We start from the raw sequence: 21,996 nt of genomic DNA, 5'->3' as shown, positions 1-21,996 counted from the left end.
GCGTAATTAGCTTGCTTGTTCTGTAGCAGACTTAGTATTTTTGCTGGCAACATTGGGCTTGCTGCCTAATTTTTGGAAGTAAAGACTGCCGACGATGACTAAGAACATAGCATAACCGATTCCTTGGACTAGATAAAGTCGATCTCTGTATCCCAATAGTGCTTTGAGTACAATTCCAGGAAATTTGCGATCGGGCAAAACTGCCTCTGCATTCCACAGCATCGGACCTAAAATACAGGAGTGGAGTTGTGCAGTGCGATCGAAAAAAACGCAAATCCCTGCATACTGGCTATCTGTCTGTGACAAAATGGCAGCAGAGGAGTCAAAATGTTTGAGTGCGGATACTGCTAAGCCGGCGACGATTAGCAATAATAAGATTCCCATAAATTTGAAAAACTTGCCCAGTTCAATTTTGACACCCCACTGGAAAATTAGCGCGCCTATGATTGCCGCCCCAAGCAAACCGGCTAAAGCACCTAAAGCCGGAGTTAAACCTTGTTGAAATTGAGCGCTGACAAATATAACTGTTTCAAAACCTTCGCGAAGTACGGCGATAAAAATTAAGCCGAATACGCCCCAGCCAGCCTTAGCATTTTCTGTCAAAGCTGCTGTTACTGCTCCCTCCACTTCTGCTTTAAGAAAGCGGGCTTGCTGAGTCATCCAAATTAGCATCCAGCTTAGCATTACTATGGCGACAATTCCCAGACCACCTTCGAGTAGTTGCTTAATTACTGGTGCGTAAGGCTGATTTGATGTTGAGAGTATGTGGAGTAACTGATTGAATAATGCACCCACACCAGCGCTAGCTGCAATGCCGGCTGCGATACCTGCATAAACCCAAGAATTGAGATTAGTTTGGTCGGCTTTTTTTAAGCAAGCTAGGACTATCCCCACGACTAAGGCTGCTTCTACGCCTTCGCGGAGGGTGATTACAAAGGTTGGGATGGCTTCAGTAATGTTCATTTTTTGATAACTGCTAATTTGTGGTTAGTCTTTAGTAACTTCTGTGATTGAACCGCGAAGGCGCGTTCCCCGCAGGGGTTCCCGTAGGGTAGGACGCGAAGGAAGAGAAGAAGTAGGTATTCTTAAGGTGGTTTGGGAGTAACTAAGGACTAATCACTAATGGTAAGGTGCGTCGCTCATCAATTGTCGATTGATTTTTTTGAGGGATTTTTGAGGCTACACACCCTACAACTACAACTGTCAACTGTCAACTGTAATCCCTTAGCATTTTTTTGAGTTCTACTTGGTGCAATTCTTCTTGTCCAATCAGAGTGCGGGCATATTCTTCCAAGTAAACGCTGGAGTCTGTGACGACTTCAAGTAAGGTTTTATACTTTTTGAGAGCTTTTTTTTCGTGATTTAAACTTTCTTCCAACAAGTCTCTTATCGAATGTTTGTAGGTTTCTTCGATGGGAGCAATTTTCTGGCTGGGATGTCCATCTAAACCTGTTAAAATTTCTCCGGCTTGTTGGGCGTGGAGTAGGGATTCGGTTGCTTGTGCTTGAAAAAACTGCACGATGGGAATCCGGTTTGGCCCTGTCACCATTAGTGCGTAGTGGGTGTAGCGTACTACTCCTGCTAGTTCCCATTCCATGATGGTGCATAGCAGTTCTTGGGTTTTTTTCTCGTCGAGTTCTTTCATTTGTTGTTTAAGATGTAGAATGCTTTACAGGGCGCAATTTATAATATCACATTTAAATGTTAATTTTAAATTAAGGTGCGCCATAAGTACCTTACTGGATAAATGTTTTAGGTGAGTTACGGGTTAACTTCTAAGGTTCCAGTAGGAGTGAATACCACTGTCAACTTGGCGAATCGTGCTGGGCTGTTGCTACTGATTGTTTCGGAAGATGTGAGCAGATTTGGTAGGGGAGTTTCTTGGGTGAAATCCTTGGCAGGCTGGTTGAGTGGCTCGAAATTGCCGATCGCCCCGTCTTGACTTGCACTGACTCGATAGACTAGATTTTGAGTGAACGTGGGGCTAGTTTTCCAAGTCTGATTTATGCGATCGTACACTTTGAGAGCTAACTCATCTAATTGAGGGCGATCGATGATTTCTGCTGTTTTCTTTGTAATATCCACCGCCGGAACTTCTGGCTTAGCTGCTGATGGTAAAGCTGGGACAGGCCGATCTTTAGGAATACTTGCACTAGCTGGTTCAGAAGACTGATTAGCGACAGTGGTAACATTTTTTGCTGGTGTGTCAACAGGATTTTTTCCCTCAACTGTCCAAGACTTGATGTGGGAACCGAAAAACTTTTCTTTTTGGCTAACCCGCCACATGGCGATGGGATAAGTCACAAAGAAAAGAGTCAAAACTCCAACGCCAATCCAAACTATTTTGTGCATCTCCCTGACCGGGAGTGGCTGATTTTTCGTTTCCATTATTAAACCTCGAATTATTTATTAAGTTAACGGCAAATAGGGGAATAGAGGATGCCAACACATAGCTGTGGCTGCGATTAACAAAGCAAACATCCAGAAAAATATGGTACGGCTTTTAATGTTCTGATTCTTCCATAGAGTATGGAGAATTGACCAACTGACAAGCCAACCGACAAGTAACATAGTTTCTTTGCCAGTGTAACTGCCGATATTACCCCACAATTCGCTATCAGTCTTGCTTCCGGGAATCCAAGTACCGAGAGACCAAATAAATGCTTCTCTGGCTTTAGATGTGTCTGACAAGTGGTGAGTCACCATCATGGTAAAACAACCAATTGTGGCACTAATTACTGCTGCTGCTGCGGGTCCAGAAACACTAATCCCTGTTTCGGAGCCTTCAGCTAAACCGCTGGGAAACTGTTTAAATTTGATCCATAATTTACCGTAAAAAGGTTGATCATTGGCATAAGTTTGGCGATTTAATTGTCTAGTCATTTGAAAATGCTCCTATCTTAGGTAAAGTAACTACTAACTACAGAGCTTGAATTTTAGCAACACCAAGTCCGCTCACCATGCCACCCATTGCAAAAAACATGATTGCCATCAAAGCTACACAGGTAGCTGTTAAAACTGGGCGATTTTTTTTGTCTAAAATTGAGTCGCCATAGTTCCATAAAATCCAGGTGCAAGCTACTGTTAAAGGCAGTGTAAACAATACGCTAAATTCGTGATATTCCATCAAAACGTACTGCCCTAGAGGAGAGTTTTCTTTTAGCAAAGCTCTTGCTCCGCCGAAATTTATACCTGCTCGATACCGCATATAAGCCCAGTTACCAGTAGCAATCGCCAAAAAACTCAAAATAGTTGACCAAAAGGCTAAGGTTCGCATTTGTGGCAAGATTTTACCGGCCCCTCGCAACAATGGAAATGCCAAATGTCCCGTGTAAACCATCACCACTAATGCAAACATTGCACCCATGCCGTGAATTGTACCCATCCACCGCTGCCAAGGGCTCGGATGCAAGAGGTTAACTAGGGGTAAAAACAGAAATAAACCAGCGGATAAAAAGCTCAGCCCGTAGATGGAAACTTGAGCAATATCCAGTTGTCTGGGAAATTCCGATGTAGCTAAATCTGTAGTTGAGTCTTGTTTTGAGTGTTGTACCACTGCTGGGTCTCCTTGAGTTGGGATGATGCAGGAAGTTATTTGAGAATATTTGCATTAGTAGCGAGAGTCTTTTGACAAAAAAACCTATACTACCAGAGCCGATCGCCCATTAGCCCGATCGACAACTGCTAAATTATTGCTCGCTTCAGACCTAGTACCCAGAATATTTGGCTTTTGAGGTCAGGAATAGCCCATAATCTTGCTTTAACTAGGTATTTAGCTATTTTGCTGCTTTTGTTAGTGCTAATAACTTAATGCTATCTATTCTCAATAATTGAGCATAAAACTAATTAGGAGGTTTCAGTTTTTTCTTTATATTTTCTTAATATTTATGTCAGAGCTTCGACTAGGGCTAGATTTTGCTGTTGAGTCCGTAAAACTAGGGGAGATTGGAGATTGGAATAATTGACATCGGCGATCGCTCTTTTGGGAGCTCGATCGCCTGAGAATCGAGACTTATGGAAGAACTAAGGAGCTGGTGATGGTGTGTTTTGAGCCCTTGCTCAGTTAATTCTTCAGAATTATTTAATTTGAAGGTAAAATCCTCGATCCTCTGGCTGTAAAGCCCGAATCTATGGGAAATAGTCGATCGCCCACCGCCCATACCCAGAGCGATCGCCCCCAGAAATGCCCCTAGAGGGGGTTGTAAATTTTTGTAAAAAATAGTTGACTAAAGGGTTGAGAGTTCTCCCGTTTAGGATACATCGATGCACATACCTGATGGCTTTCTTTCACCGCCGGTAGCCATTGCCACCGGCATAGCAAGTGCAGCAGTAATCGCCGTTGCCCTGAATCGAACCCGCGAAAGTCTTGGACTGCGGCAAGCCCCAATCATGGGTTTAACTACTGCTTTCGTGTTTGCAGCCCAGATGATTAACTTTCCCGTAGCTGGTGGCACCAGCGGACACTTGTTGGGAGGTGCCCTAGCATCTGTGGTTTTAGGGAACCCTTGGGCCGCAACTCTGGCGATGAGTACGGTGTTTATCATTCAGAGCGTTTTATTTGCCGATGGGGGTATAACCGCCCTGGGAGCCAATATTTTTAATATGGGGCTAGTCGGAATTTGGGTAGGGTGGTGGCTGTTGCAGCCATTGCAGCGACTGTTGGGAGGCTCCCGAAATCGTTTGCCACTAGCAGCGGGGATTGCAGCCAGCCTCAGCGTTGTTGCAGCTTCGATTTGTTGCGCGATCGAACTGGCAATTTCTGGAACAGTATCACTTAATATCGCATTGCCAGCAATGGTAGGAGTTCATATTTTAATTGGGATTGGCGAAGGGGTAATTACAGCCAGTGTTTTAACTTATCTGGTCAAAGTACGGCCAGATTTGTTACCAGGAGAACAGCCACAATTGCAGAAATGGGTAGCACCAGTAATAGGGATTTTATTAATTAGTGGGGTACTGTCACTATTTGCTTCCAGTTGGCCTGACGGGTTAGAATCGGTAGCGGAAAAATACGGTTTTAAAGAGAAAGAAGCTGTGGCAATTGAAAATCCTACTCCCTTAGCAGATTACACAGTTAAAGGATTAGAAGAACAGCCTATCGGTACTAGCATTGCTGGAGTTTTAGGTTCTGCTGTCTGTTTCGGCGCAGCCTTTGGGATTGTTCAGTTGGTGAAACCTAACGATGCTTAAATTCTCCATACCTTTTCGACTGCGACTGTCTCTAACAATTGTGATTGGCCTTGGTTTTATGAAGACAGGGGCTTGGCTATGGCTGGGCATTTATGCGGCGATCGCACTTTTTTGGTCATTGTGGCTGAGAGCGCCTCTGCGAACCTTAGTCCAACTGTTAGGAGCAGAATTAATGTTTCTCTCATTATTAGTGCTACCCCAAGGTTGGGAACGTGCGAGTTTTCTGTTAATACGTTCCCTCATTTGTCTGCTAATTATGAACAGTTTTCTACTAACTTTGCCACCCCACAGTTTGGGAATAGCCCTGAAAGGATTGCCACTACCAGCCGGCTTACAAGAAATTGTGCTATTAGCAGGGCAATACTTAGAAATCTTGCTAGCGGAAGTCAACAACATGAAAAGAGCGGCCCAACTACGAGGCTTATCCGGTACAGGTGGATGGCTGCGCTACGCTAGTGCATCGATGATCGGAGCGCTTTATTTGCGAAGTCTCGATCGCGCAGAAAGAGTCCACGCAGCCATGCTAATTCGTGGCTATCAAGGAACCTTACCAGCCGACTCAAAATCAACACCAAAAGAGCGACTATGGCTGACAGTAACAATTTTAACCGCCACTGGATTAACCCTAGCTTCTTATGGTAATTTGTAATTAGGAATCGAGAATAGGGAAGAGATTAATTCGTGCATCAATATTTTAACTTTGTACCCTTTGCCTTCTCCCTTCTCCCTTCTCCAATCCTCTCTCTGCGCTCTCTGCGCCCTCTGTGGTTAAAAACTCCTAATCTTAAAATTGAGGCAAATAAAAATTGACTAATCTCAAAGTGACACCAACCATCCAAGTAGAAAACTTAGTCTTTGGATATCCACAGCAAAAACCAGTATTGCAAGGAATTTCCTTCACCTTGCAACCAGGAGAAAGAGTTGCCCTACTAGGTTTAACCGGCGCTGGAAAAAGCACTTTGCTAGAAAATTTAATTGGCTTAAAAATGCCTCTATCTGGGGAGATTAGAGTGCAGGGAACAAAACTGGAAGAAGGTAATTTATCGAAAGTACGCCGACAGATTGGATTTTGCTTTCAAGATGCGAACGATCAGCTATTTATGCCAACTATTTTAGAGGATGTCATGTTCGGGCCACGCAATTATGGGGTATCAGCGGGACTGGCGCGCGATCGAGCTTTAGCCCTATTAGATGAATTTGGTTTGGTAGAATTTGCCCATCGTTCAGCCCACGAGCTTTCTGGGGGTCAAAGAAGGTTGGCGGCGCTAGCGGCAATTTTAGCATTAGAGCCGGCAATTTTAATCTTAGATGAGCCAACAAATGGACTAGATCCGTCGTGGCGGAGGCATTTGGCTAAGGTTTTGTCCCAATTGCCGATCGAGGTTATTTTGATCGCTTCCCACGATTTAAACTGGATTGGGAAGACGACTCAAAGGGCGTTAATTTTGGCTGAGGGTCAGATTCGGGTCGATGAGCAAACTCAAGAATTGCTCAAAGATCGATCGACTCTCGAATATTACAATTTGCCGCCAGATTGGTAATTAGTCATGAGCGTAAGTCCTGTTAAAGCTCGAATTTGCGACAGGTTTCATTATACAAATGAACAGCTAAATCCCGAATAATTTCTTCACTTTCAAAAGCTGTTCCCAAATTCTGTTTAGTGCGATCGACACAAAGTTTCATCAATGCGGATGAATTTTCGATATTAAGTGCGATGGCTGGGAGCTTTTGCTCAAAACTCACCTCGCTCCCCCCCGGCATTTCTACCGATTTAAAATTGGCAGATTGCTCTAAATTTTCAGTAATTTTTTGCTGCTTTCTCTTTTGCACTTCCTCGGAAAAACCCGAAGAAATTATCCCCGCAGGCAAAGCAAAAATTCCAATCCCCAAAAATGCTAACATTGAACCTAAAAATCGGCCGATAGGAGTGATCGGATAAATATCGCCGTAACCGACAGTAGTTAGAGTCACAACTCCCCACCACATTGCATCTGGGATGCTCCCAAAAGATTGAGGCTGGGCTGATGATTCCACAAAATACATCAGACTAGATGCAAAGATTAATAATATAAATACCGCAAAAGCGGTGGCGAATAGTTCTTCTTTTTTAGCATTTAATACTATTCCCAAGGTTCGCACAGACTCCGAATATCTGCTGATTTTGATTAAGCGTAATAAACGGAGGAGGCTAATTAAATAAACAAAGCTTAATTTGGGAAATAATAACAATAAATAAAAGGGTAAAATCGAAACAAAGTCGATAATGCTCAGGGGTGTGAGAGCATATTTGATTCTTCCCCAAAAGGGGTGGCTGTATTTACTGTCAACAGTACATACCCACATTCTCAAAATATATTCTAGGGAAAATACTAAAGATGAGACTATTTCGATATCTTCAAATATTTTTTGGTATTCTATAGAAAAGACAGGGGAAGTTGAAGCAATAAAAGCGGTGATATTTAAAACTATTAAAAATTGAATAATAATATCATCTGCTAAGCTGTATAAATTAGTGCTGCTGGAAATTTCTAAAATTTCATAGATGATTTTTTTAAGTTGTGTACGCATTAGTTTATCTCCTAGGTGATGGCTGGTTAAAGCTAAAAGAAGATAGTCCTGGACGCAAAAGCCCGGTTTCTTCAGGTAATTGCGTGATTTTTGAGTGAAGATGAGAACCAGAAACCGGGTTGTTCTGCTCGATCGCGTCTAGGACTGGAAGTGTTAAATTGAGAGAGCAATACTAATCACAATTAAAGCTAATAAAGCTAACCAAACTTGATGTCGCTGACACCAATTTTTGGCCGCTCTTTGCCAGCCACCGCTGATGTCAGGGGTCGCCTGGGGTACGATTGGTTGCGCCTTGTTGTGATAAAGGGTGCACTCTTGGGCGAAGGGACGCTGGGGATAGTTGCAGGTGTCGTCTTCGTGGTATGTACAGGTGGTACATAAAAATTCTTGGGGTTTCGATCGATAAAGGGGGATACCGGGATGTCCGAAAGCTTTGAGAGGGGTTTTGCAGTGTCCACAGGTGATGGCTTGGGTGTCCACAGGTAGGTGACAGCGAGGGCAATCTGGCATTGACGTTGCTGGTGATGGGATAGGTTACAGGTAGGTAGATTAGGGGGTTTTCCGAACGCCCAGGGGTTGATTAGACTCGCCAGCAGGGGCTGGGATGCTCCAAAATAGAAAGGTAGGTCAGCGCTGATGTAACTTTAAGTTTACTAATGGTTTCGCAGCTTTGGCAGGTGACTTGAGTCGATCGCATCTTTTGAGGCAAACAGTAGGAAAAATCTATGGATAACAATAACAACTTACTCAAACAACTGGTGATGTTGGGCATTGGTACTACCTCCCTGGTGGCTGAGAAATTGCAGGAAGTCAGCGAGCAATGGGTTAAAGATGGCAAAATCAATCCTGAGCAAGCTCAAACCTTTGTGGAGGACATGACGGAGCACCTTAAGTCCGAGCAGGGGAATTGGGAGACGCAGTTGCAGCGGCAAATGCGGAATATGCTGCAAGATATGGGTGTGCCACGACAGTCGGAAATGGATGAGTTGCGTGGTAGGCTCGATCGACTCGAACGTCAGGTGAGGGATTTAGAAAATCGTCACTGGCGTTGAGTTTGGTGTGGTGGGGCTGTTCCCTGCTATCCTGTGATAGGACGATCGCCCCAAGGTAGAATGCTCACAAAGGTAGAAAGTAGAATTAACAACTTTCTGCCTTCGGAATTCATACTTCCGACAGAAGTATGAGTTTGCATCCGCCGTCTTTTTGCAGCGGAAAGATTTTTGGGTTTTGAGCTGGTTTCGAGAAATAATTCTTGAATGTAAGGAGGATTAATTTTGCAAGGAGTTCTAGTCAGCTTGGGAGTAATGCTGGTTTGTGTTTTGTTTTTGATAGTCGCTCAATTTAGCGGTTCTGGGGAAAAAGCCATAGCCGCCGAAGTGAAGAGTTCTTTACCCCAGACTGCGATTGAGATCTTGTCTGAGCAGTCTTTAAATGAAAATAGTCTCCTAGTAGCTGATGCTACTTTACCGAATGTATCACCTACTAACGATGGAAATAAGATGACTGAAAATACTGAGAAAACTGAGCAGATTGTCACCACAGATTCAGGTTTGAAATATGTTGAATTAAAAGAGGGTAACGGGGCGACTCCCAAAAATGGTCAGACGGTTGTGGTGCACTATACTGGCACTTTGGAGGATGGCACGAAATTTGATAGTTCGCGCGATCACAATTCTCCTTTCCAGTTCAAAATTGGTGTCGGTCAAGTGATTAAGGGTTGGGATGAAGGTGTGGGTACAATGAAAGTTGGAGACCGACGCCAGTTGATTATTCCTCCCGATTTGGGTTACGGTGCTCGTGGTGCTGGTGGGGTGATTCCTCCCAATGCAACGCTAATTTTTGATGTGGAATTGTTAAAAATCGCTGGTTAAGTAACTCAATCTAATTCAAAGTAAAACTTTTACGATGTTTATAAACCCGGTTTCTTAGAGAAACCGGGTTTCTTGAATTTAGATCTTTTTTCTATGTAATGAACAGGCAAGATGCCTGTTCCACAAAGAGAAATCAGGAGACTGCACGTTGTGATTAACTGCGTCTAGCTTGCAGATTTAAGAATTTTGTTACCTGGCCATCGAATAATAATTTAATCACACCTGTAGGGCCGTTTCTGTGTTTGGTAATAATGACTTCTGCAATGCCGCGATCGGGGGTATCTGGATTATAATATTCATCACGGTACAACATAATTACTAAATCGGCGTCTTGTTCGATACTTCCACTTTCCCGCAAATCCGACATCATCGGCCGCTTATTTGTCCGCGCTTCTACACCTCGACTCAACTGAGATAAAGCAATAATTGGTACAGCTAGTTCGCGGGCTAAACCTTTGAGGCTTCTGGTAATTCGAGATAGTTCTTGGACGCGATTGTCGCTGCTACCTTCCATTAATTGTAAGTAATCTAGCAGGATTAATCCTAGGGTTCCGCCTTGTTCTGCTTGAAGGCGACGGGCTTTTGAGCGAATTTCTGTCACTGTAATATTAGGAGTGTCATCAATAAACATTGGCAATTCTGAGAGGCGGCCAATAGCTGTACTGATGGGTTCCCATTCGTTTTGACTAATTCTGCCCGATCGCAATCGATTACTTTCTATTCTAGCTTCACCGGACAAAATGCGCTGCACTAGCTGTTCTTTTGACATTTCTAGGCTAAAAATGGCAACCGGCAATTTTTGCGGCCCAGCGGCGATGTGGTGGGCGATGTTGGTACAAAAGGCTGTTTTGCCCATGGCCGGACGCCCAGCAACGATGATTAAATCCGATCGCTGAAAGCCTCCTGTCATAGCATCTAAGTCATAAAAACCGCAGGGAATACCGGGAAGTGTGAGTCCTTCATTGCGGTTTTCGAGGTCTTGAAATGTCTGATTTAGGGTTTCGCCGATGGATACTAAATCTTGTTGGGGACGTTCTTGAGTTATGCTAAAAATCTGTTGTTCAGCGCGGTCTAAAACTGTTTCTAAAGGTGTCGCTGTCTCGTAACCTAATTGTACGATGTTGTTACCGGCTTCGATTAATTTCCGTCGCTGGTATTTGTCTTCTACTAAGACGGCATATTGGTCGATGTTGACAGCAGAAACGGTGCGATCGACTAATTGTGCTAGTTTGCTTTGTCCTCCTATTTGTTCTAACTGATTGCGATCGGCTAATCGAGTAGTAACTGTCATTAAATCCGTAGGCTGACCTTGAAAAAACAAGTCTAAAGCCGATCGATAAATGACTTGATGAGCGCTGATGGCAAAAAAATCAGGACGCAAAAGTTCAGCAATTCGAGAAATGGCTTCGGGGTCAATTAAAATCCCGCCCAGAATTGCTTCTTCTGCCTCTACATTTGTTGGCATCAAGTCGCTCATGAGTTATGGGGAATAGGGAATGGGGAATGGGTTATTGGTTATCGGTTACTAGCTTGGGGCTGCCAATGCCCAATGCCATCCCCCCTTGGGGGGGGGTTGCCCAATCCCCAATACCCAATACCCAATTACATAGGAATAACTTGAATTTCAACTTCAGCGGCAACTTCTGCGTGTAATTTGATTTCAGCTTTATAAGTACCAGTTTCGCGAATTTCCGGCAGGGAGATGCCACGGCGATCGACTTCTTGACTGGTAGAGTTGAAAATCAGTTCTGCTACTTCTTGGTTGGTGACAGTACCAAAAATAGCGTTTCCTTCGCCGACTTGCTTGGAGATGATGAAGGGACCTGCTGCTTCCAGCGCTGTTTTGCGGACTTCAGCTTGCTGCTTGAGCTCTAGCTGGCGGAGTCTTTCTGTTTCTCTGCGACGTTCTGCTTGCTTGAGAATGCCCGGAGTGGCCCGAAATCCCATGCCTTGGGGTACTAGGTAGTTGCGGGCGTAACCGGGGGCTACTTCTACGACGTCGCCAGCTTTACCGAGCTTGCTGACATCTTTATTTAAAACTAATTGGACGCGCTTGGCCATGATCTTTGCTAGTGGTTTTTAACTCGAACATTCTATAATACCGAAGTTTGAGTGGCGATCGCAAGCAGTAAGGAAAAAGCAAACAGGACCTCCATACTCAAAATCGCTCTTTCATACCGCGCAAGCGCGCGAAGGTTTGCACGGAATCCTGGCTTTGGGTGGCTGATTGAAGACTAGGATGATCCCAGCGCAAAAATGGGTTGGTACTTTTTTCTAGTGCGATCGATGATGGTATCGTGGCTTGATTACGGCTGCAGGCGGCCTTGACTTCGGCGAAACGCTTCTGTAACTCTAGATTGTCACTATCTACAGTCAGGGCAAATTGCAGATTATTGAGGGTATATTCGTGGGCACACCAGACTCTAGTATTGTCTGGCAGGTTTCGCAGTTGTTCCAGGGAACCTACCATCTGACTGGGAGTACCTTCTTTGAGTCGGCCACAGCCTCCGCCAAATAGGGTGTCACCGCAGAATAATTCCCCGGTTTGGGCTGGGTTGTTGGGCGGGAAATAGTAGGCGATGTGGGCTTTTGTGTGTCCGGGTAGGAATAAGATGGAGGCGGTTCTGTCTGCGAAAGAAACTCGATCGCCCCCTTGTAAAAAGATTTGCTGTCCCGGAATTCTGCCCCTGTCTTCTGCGCCACCGTAGACTTTAACTTGGGGGAAGCGATCGATCAGTTCCAGGTTGCCACCTATATGATCGTTGTGGTGGTGGGTAATCAAAATTTTGGTTAATTCGGCTCCCAGTGCTTGGAGTTGCCGCAAGACTGGTTGGGCTTGGGCTGGATCGATGACTGCTGCTAGATTGCGATCGCGATCGTGCAGCAAAAAAATGTAATTATCCGACAGTACGGGAAGTCGATAAACTTGCATATAGCGTTTCTCCAATAAATTAGTTAGTCTTGGGCATAGGGCATGAGGCATCGGGCATCGGAATAGTTAATTTTTTCCTTCCTTCTTCCTTCTTCCTTCTTCCTTCTTCCTTCTTCCTTGATAACAACAGTATGCGAACATCTCAGAACAAATCCAACTTAACACTCACTCAAATGGTCGATCGCATTTTAGCATCGGGCAAGATTGCCCGCCGGGAACATTTAATTCTAACTTCTGCCATCCTGTCCAACGAGAAAATTTCCGAAGACGAACGATATCAAATAAATCGAATATTTGATTACATTCAAATTGGTCGCCTCAAGTTTATTGATTGAACTTGTTGTAAATTCATCATATAATCAACACAGGTAGTAAAACAAAAAAGGGAGAAAAAAATGAGTGTAGACCAAGGAACTATTTTAGTGACCGGGGGAGCTGGATATATTGGCTCTCACGCCGTCTTGGCACTAAAACACGCAGGTTACAACGTGTTAATTTTGGATAATTTAGTTTACGGTCATAGTGATTTAGTAGAGCAGGTATTAAAGGTTGAATTGGTAGTAGGAGATACCAACGATCGCGCTTTACTAGACAAAATATTTGCTACTCACAATATTGCTGCCGTCATGCACTTTTCTGCCTATGCTTATGTGGGCGAGTCCGTGACTGACCCAGCTAAATATTACCGTAACAATGTCATCGGTACTATTACTCTTTTAGAAGCCATGATAGCTGCTGGAGTGAAAAAAATTGTATTTTCTTCTACCTGCGCCACTTACGGAGTACCGCAGAAAATTCCCCTCACAGAAGACCACCCACAGCATCCGATCAACCCCTACGGTACTACTAAGTTAATGGTAGAACAGATTTTATCAGATTTTGATACTGCTTACAATTTTAAGTCTGTTTGTTTCCGCTATTTTAATGCTGCCGGTGCCGATCCGAGTGGGTTGCTGGGAGAGGATCACAACCCCGAAACTCACCTGATCCCCCTAGTGTTGCTGACTGCTTTGGACAAGCGAGATTCTATTTCAATTTTTGGGACAGATTATGATACTCCTGACGGTACTTGCATTCGAGATTACATTCATGTTAACGATTTAGCATCTGCTCATCTTTTAGGATTAGAATATTTGTTAAATGGTGGAAAATCCGATGTCTTTAATTTAGGCAACGGCGGCGGTTTTTCCGTAAAAGAGGTGATAGAAGCTGCGAGGGAAGTGACTGGAAAAGAGATTAAGACTGTGGAGTGCGATCGACGTCCGGGAGACCCTCCTGCTTTAGTTGGTAGCAGCGAGAAAGCCATTAAAACATTAGGTTGGTCTCCTGAATATCCACATATTAAGGATATTATATCCCATGCTTGGGAATGGCACAAAAAACGCCACTCCTAGGCAAGCATTACTTAAATAATCGGGGAAAAAATCTCTCCAACTCCCCCTTTTTTTTACCCTTGGGGCACGGCGATTTCATTCTCAGGCGTTGGGTATTCCCTACCAGAGAATGATGATTTTGTAGGCGTAGTGGATGGTGCGTGCCTACCCTCCCCATCTACTACAAGCGAGATTTATCATGGGTTTGAGTAGTATGCTAATCATATCTGCTAAATCGGGACAACTTGGGAACAGACTGCTACTTTTTGCTAATTTCATCGCTGTGGCGATCGAGCATAATTTAACAGTCCTCAATCCGGCTTTTGAGGAATATGCAGAATTTTTTGTGGGTACAGCCCGCGATTTTTTGTGTTGTTATCCTCCTCCATATTTTACATTGCCCTGTAACAAATTTATCCGAAATAAATATTATAAGTTAATTAAGTATTTAAATAATAAAAAAATATGGAAAACGCAAGAAATAACTAGAGAAAAACCTTTTAACTGGGTGAATTATCAGGGTTCAGACACACTCAAGTACACTTCTACTATTTGTTTTCAAGGCTGGCTATTTCGAGATGGCTGGTTTGTCGAAGATTTGCCACAATTACAAAAGTACGCTCACCAAATTAGAGCCTACTTTACACCTTTAAAAAAATATCAAATTAATATAGATAGTTTGATATTAAATGTAAAACAGAATGCTGATATGATCGTCGGAATTCATATTCGTCAAGGCGATTACGAACAGCACCAAAAGGGGAGATACTTTTACAAAACTGAGCAATATTTAGAATTCATGACTTTTTTAGTCAAACTATTTGAAACTAAGCAAGTTACATTTTTGATTTGCTCTAATCTTGACCAAGAACCTAGTTTATTTGATAATTTTAACTGCGTTTTTGCCAAGGGTCATTTAATCGAAGATATGTATGCTTTGGCTGAGTGTGACTATATTGTCGGGCCGCCTAGCAGTTATACTATGTGGGCTTCATTTTACGGAGAAAAACCTCTTTACATGATCAGAGATATCAGTCAAACAATTAATCTGAAGGATTTTGTGCATTTTTATGAATGGCAAGGACTTTTTAATTATCGAGATAACTGGAGCGAGAGTTTTTGGGAGTGGACGCACTGAGGTAAGCTGCTACCCATCTCCAGTGTTTGTTAATTCGAGAAAGTGGCAAAGAGAGGGCAAGATCCAGAAAAATATATACTATTTTTATAAGGGTATAAGTTTATAATTAACATACCATAGTCCTTAAATAAATCAATGACTTCAAAAAAATTAGAAGCTAAGGGTTTTATCACTATTTTAACTGGTTTGTATTCTTTTCAAGATTGCGTTCATTTTCTAGCCTCTGTCAGGAAGTTTCACCGCGAACCAATTATTGTTTTAATAGATAAAGTCCCAAGATTTTTATATCCCTTACTTCAGGTGTTTGGAAATGTGAAATTGCAGCCAGCACCGCCGAACGAAAATCCTGTTTTAGCTTCGCGACAAGCTAAACTGAGCTTATATCAAGTATCTCCTTTTGAGAAAACTATTTATCTCGACTCCGATATTTGTTTGTTGTCCCCAATAGATGAAGTTTTTGACTATCTTGATGAGGTGGAGTTGTTGGTGACAGAAGATGTACAGCCGGCGATCGCCAAAGCTGCTAATTTATTAAGAGTCAAGCAACCTATTCTCTCAACTCTGCAATCAGTAGGACTACCGCTCAACGAAAATAGTATTCAATATAATGGAGGCTTTATCGCCTTTACCAACAGCAGTAAAAATCAGGAATTATTCAATTATTTTAAGAAATATTTCAATTTGGTAATTGCCCATCAAGATGTGCTACTCTTAAAAGACCAAGGCGCTTTTGCTGCTGCTATTGCCTCTGTCAAGCCGAAAATGAAAACCTTGTCGGCTGTTTACAATTACTTGGACAAATGGAAAGAAGTTTATAGGATTGACGAGCCGATCAAGGTAATGCACTGTACTTATCCTTACCGCCCGCAGTACGCGAAGAATGTGACGAGAACGCTATTTACTAGAATAGTCGATCGCGCTGCTAAAATATTTTTACCAAATCAACTTAACAATCCCTGGCGCTTAAAATAGACTTTCTTTAACTCTGCGGCCTCTGCGCCCTCTGCGGTTCATTAAAAAAAAACATCATTCACAACAAATGAAATAGGATAGATCTAGCTGCTGTGCAACATTATACTCAAGAATTCTACAAATACTTGCAAAAAACATCCCAAGAATCAGCCAGAGAAATTATTCCGATTATTTGGGAATTTGTACAGCCACAGCGAGTAATTGATGTCGGTTGTGGGACAGGAACTTGGTTGTCAGCATTCACAGAATTCGGCGTTGAAGATATTTTGGGCATAGATGGTGATTGGGTTGACCCAAAAATGCTGGAAATTCCGGCTGACAAATTTTTAACCTTAGATTTAAGTCAGCCTTTACCTATTGAGCAAAAATTTGATTTAGTTGTTTCCTTAGAAGTAGCAGAACACATACCCCCGGAGTGCGCCCAGATATTTGTAAACTCTTTAGCGAAGTTAGGTCCAGTAATTTTGTTCTCGGCCGCAGTACCATTTCAAGGAGGAACAAACCACATCAACGAACAGTGGCCTGACTATTGGGCAAAACTATTTCAAGCACAAGGATATGTAGCGATTGACTGCGTGAGAAACAAAATATGGCAAAACGATCGCGTCCGATGGTACTATGCCCAAAACATACTGATATTTGCAAAACTGGAATATTTAACAACTAATCCCATGTTACAAAAAGAGGCAGATAGAACTAACTTTTTACAACTTGCCTTAATTCATCCATACCTTTATTTGCGAACAGCTTCAGAAGCAACTAAATTAAGACAAGAAGTCAAAGATGCTCTAGGATTAACAGACCCAAGAATTTCGGTAAAGAAAGTATTTTTTGCTTTGCTAACCTTGACAAAATCTCGGTTAAGTGGCAAAATAAAACAACTTTTTTTAAAAAATACCAAGTGAAAGTTTCGTTAGTCGCGAGCGATTTGTCAGGAGGGGGTGCAATTCGTGCTTTTCTGTTAGCTCAAGTTCTGATTGAGCTTAACTGTGATGTAGAAATTGTCGGATTTATGTTTGGTAAGGAATTATATGCAATTCCTCCTCATGGCATCCCGGTATATGCGATACCGGGGAGCAAATATCCGGGTTTTTTGATGAACGCTCAAAAACTTTTGAAAAAAATAGATGGGGATATTATTTATGCAGTCAAACCTAAACCTAGCAGCTTTGGTTTATCATTGCTCAAAAAACTGGAGACTCACCGCCCTATAATTTTAGATATAGACGACTGGGAACTGAGCTGGTTCGGCGGAGACGAATGGAAATATCGCCCTGATTTCAAACAACTTTACCGAGATATTGTAAAAAAAAATGGTCAATTGAGAGAACCAGATCATCCGCTGTATATTAAGTGGATGGAAAGTTTAGTTTCCCGTGCGGATGCTGTCACTGTGGATACGGAGTTTTTAAAACAACGTTTTGGTGGTGTATATTTGCCTAATGGCAAGGATACTGAAATGTTCGATCCCGCTAAATACCATCCTGAATTAAGCAGACAGCGTTACGGGTTGTCCGGGTATAAAATTTTAATGTTTCCGGGTGCACCAAGACCTCATAAAGGCGTTGAGGATGTTTTGATGGCCCTCGAACAGCTAAATGAGCCAGATTTAAGATTAGCGATCGTGGGCGGAAGTCCTTATGATGATTATGACGATCGACTTATGCAACAATGGGGGCGTTGGATTATTAAACTGCCAAAATTTCCAGTGGAAAGGATGCCTGAAGTTGTAGCGGCGGCTCATATTGTCGTTGTTCCTCAGCGAGAGACTTTGACAGCGGTGGCTCAGTTTCCGCTCAAGTTGACAGATGGGATGGCAATGGCTAAGCCTGTGTTGTCTACACGAGTGGGGGATATTCCTGAAATTTTAGGTGGCACGGGTTATTTAGTAGAGCCTAATTCTCCCGCTCAAATTTCCCAGAAAATTCAATGGATATTTCAAAATTTGACAGAAGCAAATCTGCAAGGAATGAAAGCTAGGGAAAGATGCGTAGAAAAATATAGCATTAAAACAATGGCCCCGGTCCTTTCAGATATAATTGCAGGTATATCGAAGTAATTTTTTAGTGACTGAATGGAGGAAGATACACTGGCTGTAATTCAAAAAGATTTTGAAATGTCGTACTATTTAGCTGGAAATGCTTCATGTCTGCAAATAAGCTACTCCTAAAATTTGCCAGACGATATCCAGGCAGGATTTTTTTGACTGTGTTCCTGGGATTCTCTGGGGCTTTATTCAATGGTATCAGCACTACTCTGATTGTACCAGTTCTTTTGAATTTTTTGCAGGAAGCTGTCGAGTTGCGGGGTGCTCCACCTTTAATTAAAATTTTGATGTATCCCTTTGAAGGAATGCCTCAAAATCAGCGTTTGGTGTTAATGACCGTCGCGATAGTTATGACAATTATATTTAAAAATATTGCTAGTTATACTAATACTTTAGTAGCTACTTCTCTGACGCGGGCTTTGACTTTTGACTTGCGAGAGGCTGGATTGCGCTTGTTATTAGAAGTAGATTTGGATTATTACTCAAAAACTAAAGTAGGGGATTTAATTAATAGATTGGGCGGAGAAGTAGGTCGAACCGCTAATGCAATTGGCACGGCTATCGGGGTGTTTACTACCTCAATTACTGTTTTGGTGTTTGTAGGTTTACTGCTTTCAATATCTTGGAAAATGACTCTGACATCTACGATTTTGTTAGGGCTGGTTGCTTGGACAAATCAGTACATTATTAACCGTTCTAAACAATTTGGTACGCTGTTATCGGAAATGTCTAAAGATTATTCAGTGGGGATATTGGAAACCATCACTGGGATTAGACTTGTCAAGTCAACGGGGAACGAAGAAAAAGAGTACGAGCGGATTAAAAAATTAATTCATAGGCGAGAACAAGCGGATTTTTCAGCTCAGATAAACTATGCAGCGATCGCTCCTATCAACGAAGTTGTGAATTTGCTGGTTATTATTTTAATTATATTTATAGGTAGGACAATATTTGTCAATGAAATAGAGTCTATTTCTACGGTTCTACTAACATATTTGTTGGTGCTTTTTAGACTAATACCTCTGATTTCTCAATTAAATAGTGGTCGCAGTCAATTTGCTAATACATCGGCTAGTGTAGAGGTTGTTAATAAATTTTTAAGATGTGATGACAAGCCATTTATGCGGAATGGGTTAGTGCCATATACTCATTTGCGATCGGGAATTCATTTTAATAAAATATCTTTTAGTTATCCAAATTATAAAAACTTAGTTCTGCAAGGAATAGATTTATTTCTACCTCACGGTACTACTTTGGCTTTGGTAGGCAGTTCAGGTTCTGGTAAATCAACTTTAGCAGATTTACTACCGAGATTTTACGATCCTACCGAAGGTTGTATCTCGATCGATGGCGTGGATCTGCGCGAATTTGATGTCAAAAGCTTGAGAAAAGCTATGGGAATTGTGAGTCAAGATACGTTCTTGTTTAATGCCTCAGTGCGCGATAATATTGCTTATGCTAGGCAAGAAGCAACAGAAGCAGAAATTGTCGAGGCGGCGAAGGGAGCAAATGCTTACGAGTTTATCCAACAGTTGCCACAGGGATTGGATACTCAAATTGGCGATCGCGGTCTGATCCTATCGGGAGGGCAGCGTCAGAGAATTTCCATTGCTAGAGCCCTGCTGCAAAACCCAGAAATTTTAATTTTAGATGAAGCAACCAGCTCCCTGGATACAGTGGCGGAAAGGTACGTGCAAGAGGCGATCGAGAAATTGAGTTACGATCGCACCACGTTAGTCATTGCCCACCGCCTCTCCACAGTCCAAAAAGCCCATAAAATCGCTGTGATCGATCGGGGACAAGTAGTAGAAATTGGTTCTCACAAAGACTTGTTAGCAAAAGGAGGATACTACACTCGCTTACATTCTATGCAATTTGCCGAAGAAACTGCTCGCGACGAAGCTTTAATTAGAGGTTCTTACGAAATTCGCACTCGTCTAACTCCCATGATAGCTTACCTAAAATTGCTACTAGATGAAATGGTAGATTCTCCCGAAGAAAGGGATGAATTAATCAGAGAATCCTTTCAATCCGCTGCTAATATTTTTGAGACTTTAGAATTTATTGAAAATACAATCAGGCGTCAGGCTGTTCAAAAGTAGTCAGTTGGCAGTTGGCAGTTGGCAGTTGGCAGTAGTCAACAATTACCAATGCCCAATGCCCAATGCCCAATGCCCAATTCCCAATTCCCAATTCCCAATACCCAATTCCCATGTCTCAATATTATGTATTCTTCACCCGCAATATATTGCCACAACCGAATGTAGCTAGCTTAGTTCAAGTTGCACACTCGGCGAATGCCGCAGCAAATCTCGGTTTACCCGCAGTGTTAGTATATCTCCGTAAAGGATGGAGCGCTCTTAATCCAGTAGATTTACTCCATCCTTTTCAACCTAGAAAACCCGATGAAACACTTGCCAAAATCTACAACATTCAACAAAACTTAAAAGTAGCAGATTTACCGATGCCTTGGCCCATCGACCTTTGGGACAACAAGTGGACGAGTTCGAGTACAATAGTATCAAAATACTACCTACCAATCCACCTGCGGAAATCAACTCAAATTGTCCACAGCCGCGACTGGAACTTTGTCAAAGCAGCAATTAAAAATGGAATTCCCGCTATCTACGAACAGCATCATCACGAAAACAAAAAATTTGAACCAGAAATTGTCCGCAATTCTCTGTTTCAAATTGCTGTAACTGTTGCCGATACAGTGCGAGATAGCATGATGCAAAATGGAATGCCGCCAGAAAAAGTAATTATGCTGCACAATGGTTTCAATCATTTATTTTTCGCCCGACAAACGGCGGCCTCCCAGAATTGGCGACAGCAGCTATTAACAGATGAAAGAGAGCATTTAGCAGTTTATGCAGGGGGACTTTACCCGTTTAAAGGTGTGGATATGTTAGTGGATGTGGCGAAGGAATTGCCGGGAGTTCAATTTGCGATCGCCGGTGGTACCGAATCCCAAGTAACAGCCTACCAAAAATTAGCCAAATCCCAGCAAGTTAACAACATAAAATTTCTCGGCTACCTCCCACAGCATCAACTTGCTAGCTTGCTACAAGCCGCTGATGTTTTAACTCACCCTCACTGTTGGACAGAAGCTGCGACATTTACATCTCCTTTAAAATTCTTTGATTATATGGCATCGGGAACTCCAATTGTGGCGACAGAGATTCCATCTTTGCGGGAGTTTAAATCGGGAAACATCGCTGCGACTTGGTGCGAACCCGATAACCCCTATCAATTTGCACAAAGCATTCAAAGTAGTTTAATAAAATATCCCTGGAAGGTAGAAGGTTATGCAGAAACTCTGGATTTTGTCAAGCAATTTTCCTGGGAAAATCGGATTGAGAAAATTTTGAGTTATGTAGACGAGCAAGTGCGATCGCAACTACTTACATAATTTAAAATAGGTTCCTAGTAAATAAGGACTTTAGCCATTTTTGTGAGAGGACTTCAGTCCTCACTACAAACCTATGATGGTTCGTATTAACGACATAATATTCAAAATGAACCCAAAAATCATCGCCACAATCACCACCTACCCCGCCATGAGCCAAAGCGACTGGCTGTGGCAACAAACCCCGGAAAATTTCGGAAAATGGAAAAACATTCAAATGCTAGCAAACCATCCAGAACCAGACTTTTTACTCATGTATCAATTCGACTTTCCCCAAGCGCCTAAAAAGCGATCGTGGCTGGACAAAATTCGCCATCCTACCCCTCCAAATTCCGAAAATCAACAACTTCAAGAAAAATTGCGCGGAGTCCCCAAAGAACGCATTATTTACCTAATTCGCGAGCCACCATTACCAGAAGTCATTGAAATTACCAAAGCCAACTACGAACAAGCCAAACTTTACTGCGGTTACATTTCCGGGCCAGACGACTTCGCA

23 protein-coding genes and 1 pseudogene are annotated in these 21,996 nt (G+C 42.6%); 14 read left to right on the top strand and 10 right to left on the bottom strand.

Annotated features, from left to right (window positions below):
- Positions 1 to 6 precede the first annotated feature (6 nt).
- From AAFP11_RS23310 to AAFP11_RS23290, 5 genes are all read right to left on the bottom strand, one after another.
- Complete coding sequence (locus AAFP11_RS23310; RefSeq protein WP_341739172.1) at positions 7 to 963, bottom strand: FTR1 family protein; 957 nt, start codon at positions 961 to 963, stop codon at positions 7 to 9.
- A gap of 247 nt (positions 964 to 1,210) precedes the next feature.
- On the bottom strand, positions 1,211 to 1,645 hold the full coding sequence (locus AAFP11_RS23305; protein WP_341739171.1) for a ferritin-like domain-containing protein: 435 nt from the start codon (positions 1,643 to 1,645) through the stop codon (positions 1,211 to 1,213).
- Between the two features lie 116 nt (positions 1,646 to 1,761).
- Complete coding sequence (locus tag AAFP11_RS23300; RefSeq protein ID WP_341739170.1) at positions 1,762 to 2,388, bottom strand: hypothetical protein; 627 nt, start codon at positions 2,386 to 2,388, stop codon at positions 1,762 to 1,764.
- Between the two features lie 21 nt (positions 2,389 to 2,409).
- Entirely contained in the window at positions 2,410 to 2,883 is a 474-nt protein-coding gene (locus AAFP11_RS23295) for a hypothetical protein (RefSeq protein ID WP_341739169.1), read from the bottom strand.
- Between the two features lie 37 nt (positions 2,884 to 2,920).
- Positions 2,921 to 3,556, bottom strand: a complete 636-nt coding sequence (locus tag AAFP11_RS23290) for a hypothetical protein (protein WP_341739168.1) — start codon at positions 3,554 to 3,556, stop codon at positions 2,921 to 2,923.
- 707 nt (positions 3,557 to 4,263) lie between these two features.
- Here AAFP11_RS23290 and AAFP11_RS23285 point away from each other — a divergent pair.
- The 3 genes from AAFP11_RS23285 to AAFP11_RS23275 all read left to right on the top strand — a co-directional run bounded on the left by AAFP11_RS23285 (position 4,264) and on the right by AAFP11_RS23275 (position 6,731).
- Positions 4,264 to 5,190, top strand: coding sequence for an energy-coupling factor ABC transporter permease (locus AAFP11_RS23285; protein ID WP_341739167.1), 927 nt, complete (start codon positions 4,264 to 4,266; stop codon positions 5,188 to 5,190).
- Complete coding sequence (locus AAFP11_RS23280) at positions 5,183 to 5,839, top strand: energy-coupling factor transporter transmembrane protein EcfT (protein ID WP_341739166.1); 657 nt, start codon at positions 5,183 to 5,185, stop codon at positions 5,837 to 5,839. Before AAFP11_RS23285 ends, AAFP11_RS23280 begins: the two co-directional genes overlap by 8 nt.
- A 157-nt stretch (positions 5,840 to 5,996) precedes the next feature.
- Positions 5,997 to 6,731: an ABC transporter ATP-binding protein gene (locus tag AAFP11_RS23275; RefSeq protein ID WP_341739165.1), complete on the top strand. Its 735-nt coding sequence runs from the start codon at positions 5,997 to 5,999 to the stop codon at positions 6,729 to 6,731.
- A gap of 22 nt (positions 6,732 to 6,753) precedes the next feature.
- On the opposite strand, the gene AAFP11_RS23270 is transcribed toward AAFP11_RS23275, so the two are convergent.
- Together AAFP11_RS23270 and AAFP11_RS23265 are read right to left on the bottom strand one after the other, a co-directional pair.
- On the bottom strand, positions 6,754 to 7,758 hold the full coding sequence (locus tag AAFP11_RS23270) for an ion transporter (RefSeq protein WP_341739164.1): 1,005 nt from the start codon (positions 7,756 to 7,758) through the stop codon (positions 6,754 to 6,756).
- Between the two features lie 153 nt (positions 7,759 to 7,911).
- Complete coding sequence (locus AAFP11_RS23265; protein ID WP_340517344.1) at positions 7,912 to 8,268, bottom strand: zinc ribbon domain-containing protein; 357 nt, start codon at positions 8,266 to 8,268, stop codon at positions 7,912 to 7,914.
- A 215-nt stretch (positions 8,269 to 8,483) separates the two neighbouring features.
- On the opposite strand from AAFP11_RS23265, the gene AAFP11_RS23260 reads away from it, so the two are divergent.
- Together AAFP11_RS23260 and AAFP11_RS23255 are read left to right on the top strand one after the other, a co-directional pair.
- Positions 8,484 to 8,810: a phasin family protein gene (locus AAFP11_RS23260; protein WP_340549796.1), complete on the top strand. Its 327-nt coding sequence runs from the start codon at positions 8,484 to 8,486 to the stop codon at positions 8,808 to 8,810.
- A gap of 222 nt (positions 8,811 to 9,032) precedes the next feature.
- The gene (locus AAFP11_RS23255) at positions 9,033 to 9,629 is read left to right on the top strand and encodes an FKBP-type peptidyl-prolyl cis-trans isomerase (protein ID WP_341739163.1); all 597 of its coding nucleotides are present in this window, start codon (positions 9,033 to 9,035) and stop codon (positions 9,627 to 9,629) included.
- A 154-nt stretch (positions 9,630 to 9,783) separates the two neighbouring features.
- On the opposite strand, the gene dnaB is transcribed toward AAFP11_RS23255, so the two are convergent.
- The 3 genes from dnaB to gloB form a co-directional block, all read right to left on the bottom strand.
- The gene (gene dnaB / locus AAFP11_RS23250) at positions 9,784 to 11,094 is read right to left on the bottom strand and encodes a replicative DNA helicase (RefSeq protein ID WP_341739162.1); all 1,311 of its coding nucleotides are present in this window, start codon (positions 11,092 to 11,094) and stop codon (positions 9,784 to 9,786) included.
- A 137-nt stretch (positions 11,095 to 11,231) separates the two neighbouring features.
- Positions 11,232 to 11,690, bottom strand: coding sequence for a 50S ribosomal protein L9 (rplI, locus tag AAFP11_RS23245; RefSeq protein WP_341731197.1), 459 nt, complete (start codon positions 11,688 to 11,690; stop codon positions 11,232 to 11,234).
- 97 nt (positions 11,691 to 11,787) lie between these two features.
- Positions 11,788 to 12,561, bottom strand: a complete 774-nt coding sequence (gloB, locus tag AAFP11_RS23240) for a hydroxyacylglutathione hydrolase (RefSeq protein ID WP_341739161.1) — start codon at positions 12,559 to 12,561, stop codon at positions 11,788 to 11,790.
- A gap of 131 nt (positions 12,562 to 12,692) precedes the next feature.
- Here gloB and AAFP11_RS23235 point away from each other — a divergent pair, with 131 nt between their 5' ends.
- The 9 genes and pseudogenes from AAFP11_RS23235 to AAFP11_RS23195 form a co-directional block, all read left to right on the top strand.
- Positions 12,693 to 12,896 (top strand): hypothetical protein, encoded by a 204-nt coding sequence (locus AAFP11_RS23235; RefSeq protein WP_341739160.1) that lies wholly within the window; start codon positions 12,693 to 12,695, stop codon positions 12,894 to 12,896.
- A gap of 60 nt (positions 12,897 to 12,956) precedes the next feature.
- Complete coding sequence (galE, locus tag AAFP11_RS23230) at positions 12,957 to 13,955, top strand: UDP-glucose 4-epimerase GalE (RefSeq protein WP_341739159.1); 999 nt, start codon at positions 12,957 to 12,959, stop codon at positions 13,953 to 13,955.
- 133 nt (positions 13,956 to 14,088) lie between these two features.
- Entirely contained in the window at positions 14,089 to 15,072 is a 984-nt protein-coding gene (locus tag AAFP11_RS23225) for a hypothetical protein (RefSeq protein WP_341739158.1), read from the top strand.
- Between the two features lie 135 nt (positions 15,073 to 15,207).
- Complete coding sequence (locus AAFP11_RS23220) at positions 15,208 to 16,044, top strand: hypothetical protein (RefSeq protein ID WP_341739157.1); 837 nt, start codon at positions 15,208 to 15,210, stop codon at positions 16,042 to 16,044.
- A 92-nt stretch (positions 16,045 to 16,136) separates the two neighbouring features.
- Positions 16,137 to 16,949 carry a class I SAM-dependent methyltransferase gene (locus tag AAFP11_RS23215; RefSeq protein WP_341739156.1) on the top strand — a complete coding sequence of 271 codons (813 nt, stop codon included), beginning with the start codon at positions 16,137 to 16,139 and terminating at the stop codon, positions 16,947 to 16,949.
- Positions 16,946 to 18,103 (top strand): glycosyltransferase family 4 protein, encoded by a 1,158-nt coding sequence (locus AAFP11_RS23210; protein WP_341739155.1) that lies wholly within the window; start codon positions 16,946 to 16,948, stop codon positions 18,101 to 18,103. Before AAFP11_RS23215 ends, AAFP11_RS23210 begins: the two co-directional genes overlap by 4 nt.
- An 86-nt stretch (positions 18,104 to 18,189) precedes the next feature.
- Positions 18,190 to 20,193 (top strand): ABC transporter ATP-binding protein, encoded by a 2,004-nt coding sequence (locus tag AAFP11_RS23205; RefSeq protein WP_341739154.1) that lies wholly within the window; start codon positions 18,190 to 18,192, stop codon positions 20,191 to 20,193.
- Between the two features lie 62 nt (positions 20,194 to 20,255).
- The gene (locus AAFP11_RS23200) at positions 20,256 to 21,503 is read left to right on the top strand and encodes a glycosyltransferase family 4 protein (protein ID WP_341739153.1); all 1,248 of its coding nucleotides are present in this window, start codon (positions 20,256 to 20,258) and stop codon (positions 21,501 to 21,503) included.
- Between the two features lie 106 nt (positions 21,504 to 21,609).
- Positions 21,610 to 21,996: pseudogene (locus AAFP11_RS23195) on the top strand (glycosyltransferase); the annotation flags it as partial.

It is taken from the genome of Microcoleus sp. CAWBG640 (assembly GCF_020883015.1).
GTDB lineage: Bacteria > Cyanobacteriota > Cyanobacteriia > Cyanobacteriales > Microcoleaceae > Microcoleus > Microcoleus anatoxicus.
The sequence above is the reverse complement of the archived record's forward strand: the minus strand, read 5'-3'. Positions and strand labels throughout refer to the sequence as shown.

What these genes read in the sequence shown, in the direction of transcription:
- AAFP11_RS23205 (WP_341739154.1), top strand. Translation starts at nt 18,190, where the DNA reads ATGTCTGCAAATAAGCTACTCCTAAAATTTGCCAGACGATATCCAGGC.
- dnaB (WP_341739162.1), bottom strand. Translation starts at nt 11,094, where the DNA reads ATGCCAACAAATGTAGAGGCAGAAGAAGCAATTCTGGGCGGGATTTTA.
- AAFP11_RS23220 (WP_341739157.1), top strand. Translation starts at nt 15,208, where the DNA reads ATGACTTCAAAAAAATTAGAAGCTAAGGGTTTTATCACTATTTTAACT.
- AAFP11_RS23305 (WP_341739171.1), bottom strand. Translation starts at nt 1,645, where the DNA reads ATGAAAGAACTCGACGAGAAAAAAACCCAAGAACTGCTATGCACCATC.
- gloB (WP_341739161.1), bottom strand. Translation starts at nt 12,561, where the DNA reads ATGCAAGTTTATCGACTTCCCGTACTGTCGGATAATTACATTTTTTTG.
- AAFP11_RS23285 (WP_341739167.1), top strand. Translation starts at nt 4,264, where the DNA reads ATGCACATACCTGATGGCTTTCTTTCACCGCCGGTAGCCATTGCCACC.
- AAFP11_RS23200 (WP_341739153.1), top strand. Translation starts at nt 20,256, where the DNA reads ATGCCCAATGCCCAATTCCCAATTCCCAATTCCCAATACCCAATTCCC.
- galE (WP_341739159.1), top strand. Translation starts at nt 12,957, where the DNA reads ATGAGTGTAGACCAAGGAACTATTTTAGTGACCGGGGGAGCTGGATAT.
- AAFP11_RS23235 (WP_341739160.1), top strand. Translation starts at nt 12,693, where the DNA reads ATGCGAACATCTCAGAACAAATCCAACTTAACACTCACTCAAATGGTC.
- AAFP11_RS23265 (WP_340517344.1), bottom strand. Translation starts at nt 8,268, where the DNA reads ATGCCAGATTGCCCTCGCTGTCACCTACCTGTGGACACCCAAGCCATC.
- AAFP11_RS23270 (WP_341739164.1), bottom strand. Translation starts at nt 7,758, where the DNA reads ATGCGTACACAACTTAAAAAAATCATCTATGAAATTTTAGAAATTTCC.
- AAFP11_RS23260 (WP_340549796.1), top strand. Translation starts at nt 8,484, where the DNA reads ATGGATAACAATAACAACTTACTCAAACAACTGGTGATGTTGGGCATT.
- AAFP11_RS23225 (WP_341739158.1), top strand. Translation starts at nt 14,089, where the DNA reads ATGGTGCGTGCCTACCCTCCCCATCTACTACAAGCGAGATTTATCATG.
- AAFP11_RS23310 (WP_341739172.1), bottom strand. Translation starts at nt 963, where the DNA reads ATGAACATTACTGAAGCCATCCCAACCTTTGTAATCACCCTCCGCGAA.
- AAFP11_RS23280 (WP_341739166.1), top strand. Translation starts at nt 5,183, where the DNA reads ATGCTTAAATTCTCCATACCTTTTCGACTGCGACTGTCTCTAACAATT.
- AAFP11_RS23295 (WP_341739169.1), bottom strand. Translation starts at nt 2,883, where the DNA reads ATGACTAGACAATTAAATCGCCAAACTTATGCCAATGATCAACCTTTT.
- rplI (WP_341731197.1), bottom strand. Translation starts at nt 11,690, where the DNA reads ATGGCCAAGCGCGTCCAATTAGTTTTAAATAAAGATGTCAGCAAGCTC.
- AAFP11_RS23300 (WP_341739170.1), bottom strand. Translation starts at nt 2,388, where the DNA reads ATGGAAACGAAAAATCAGCCACTCCCGGTCAGGGAGATGCACAAAATA.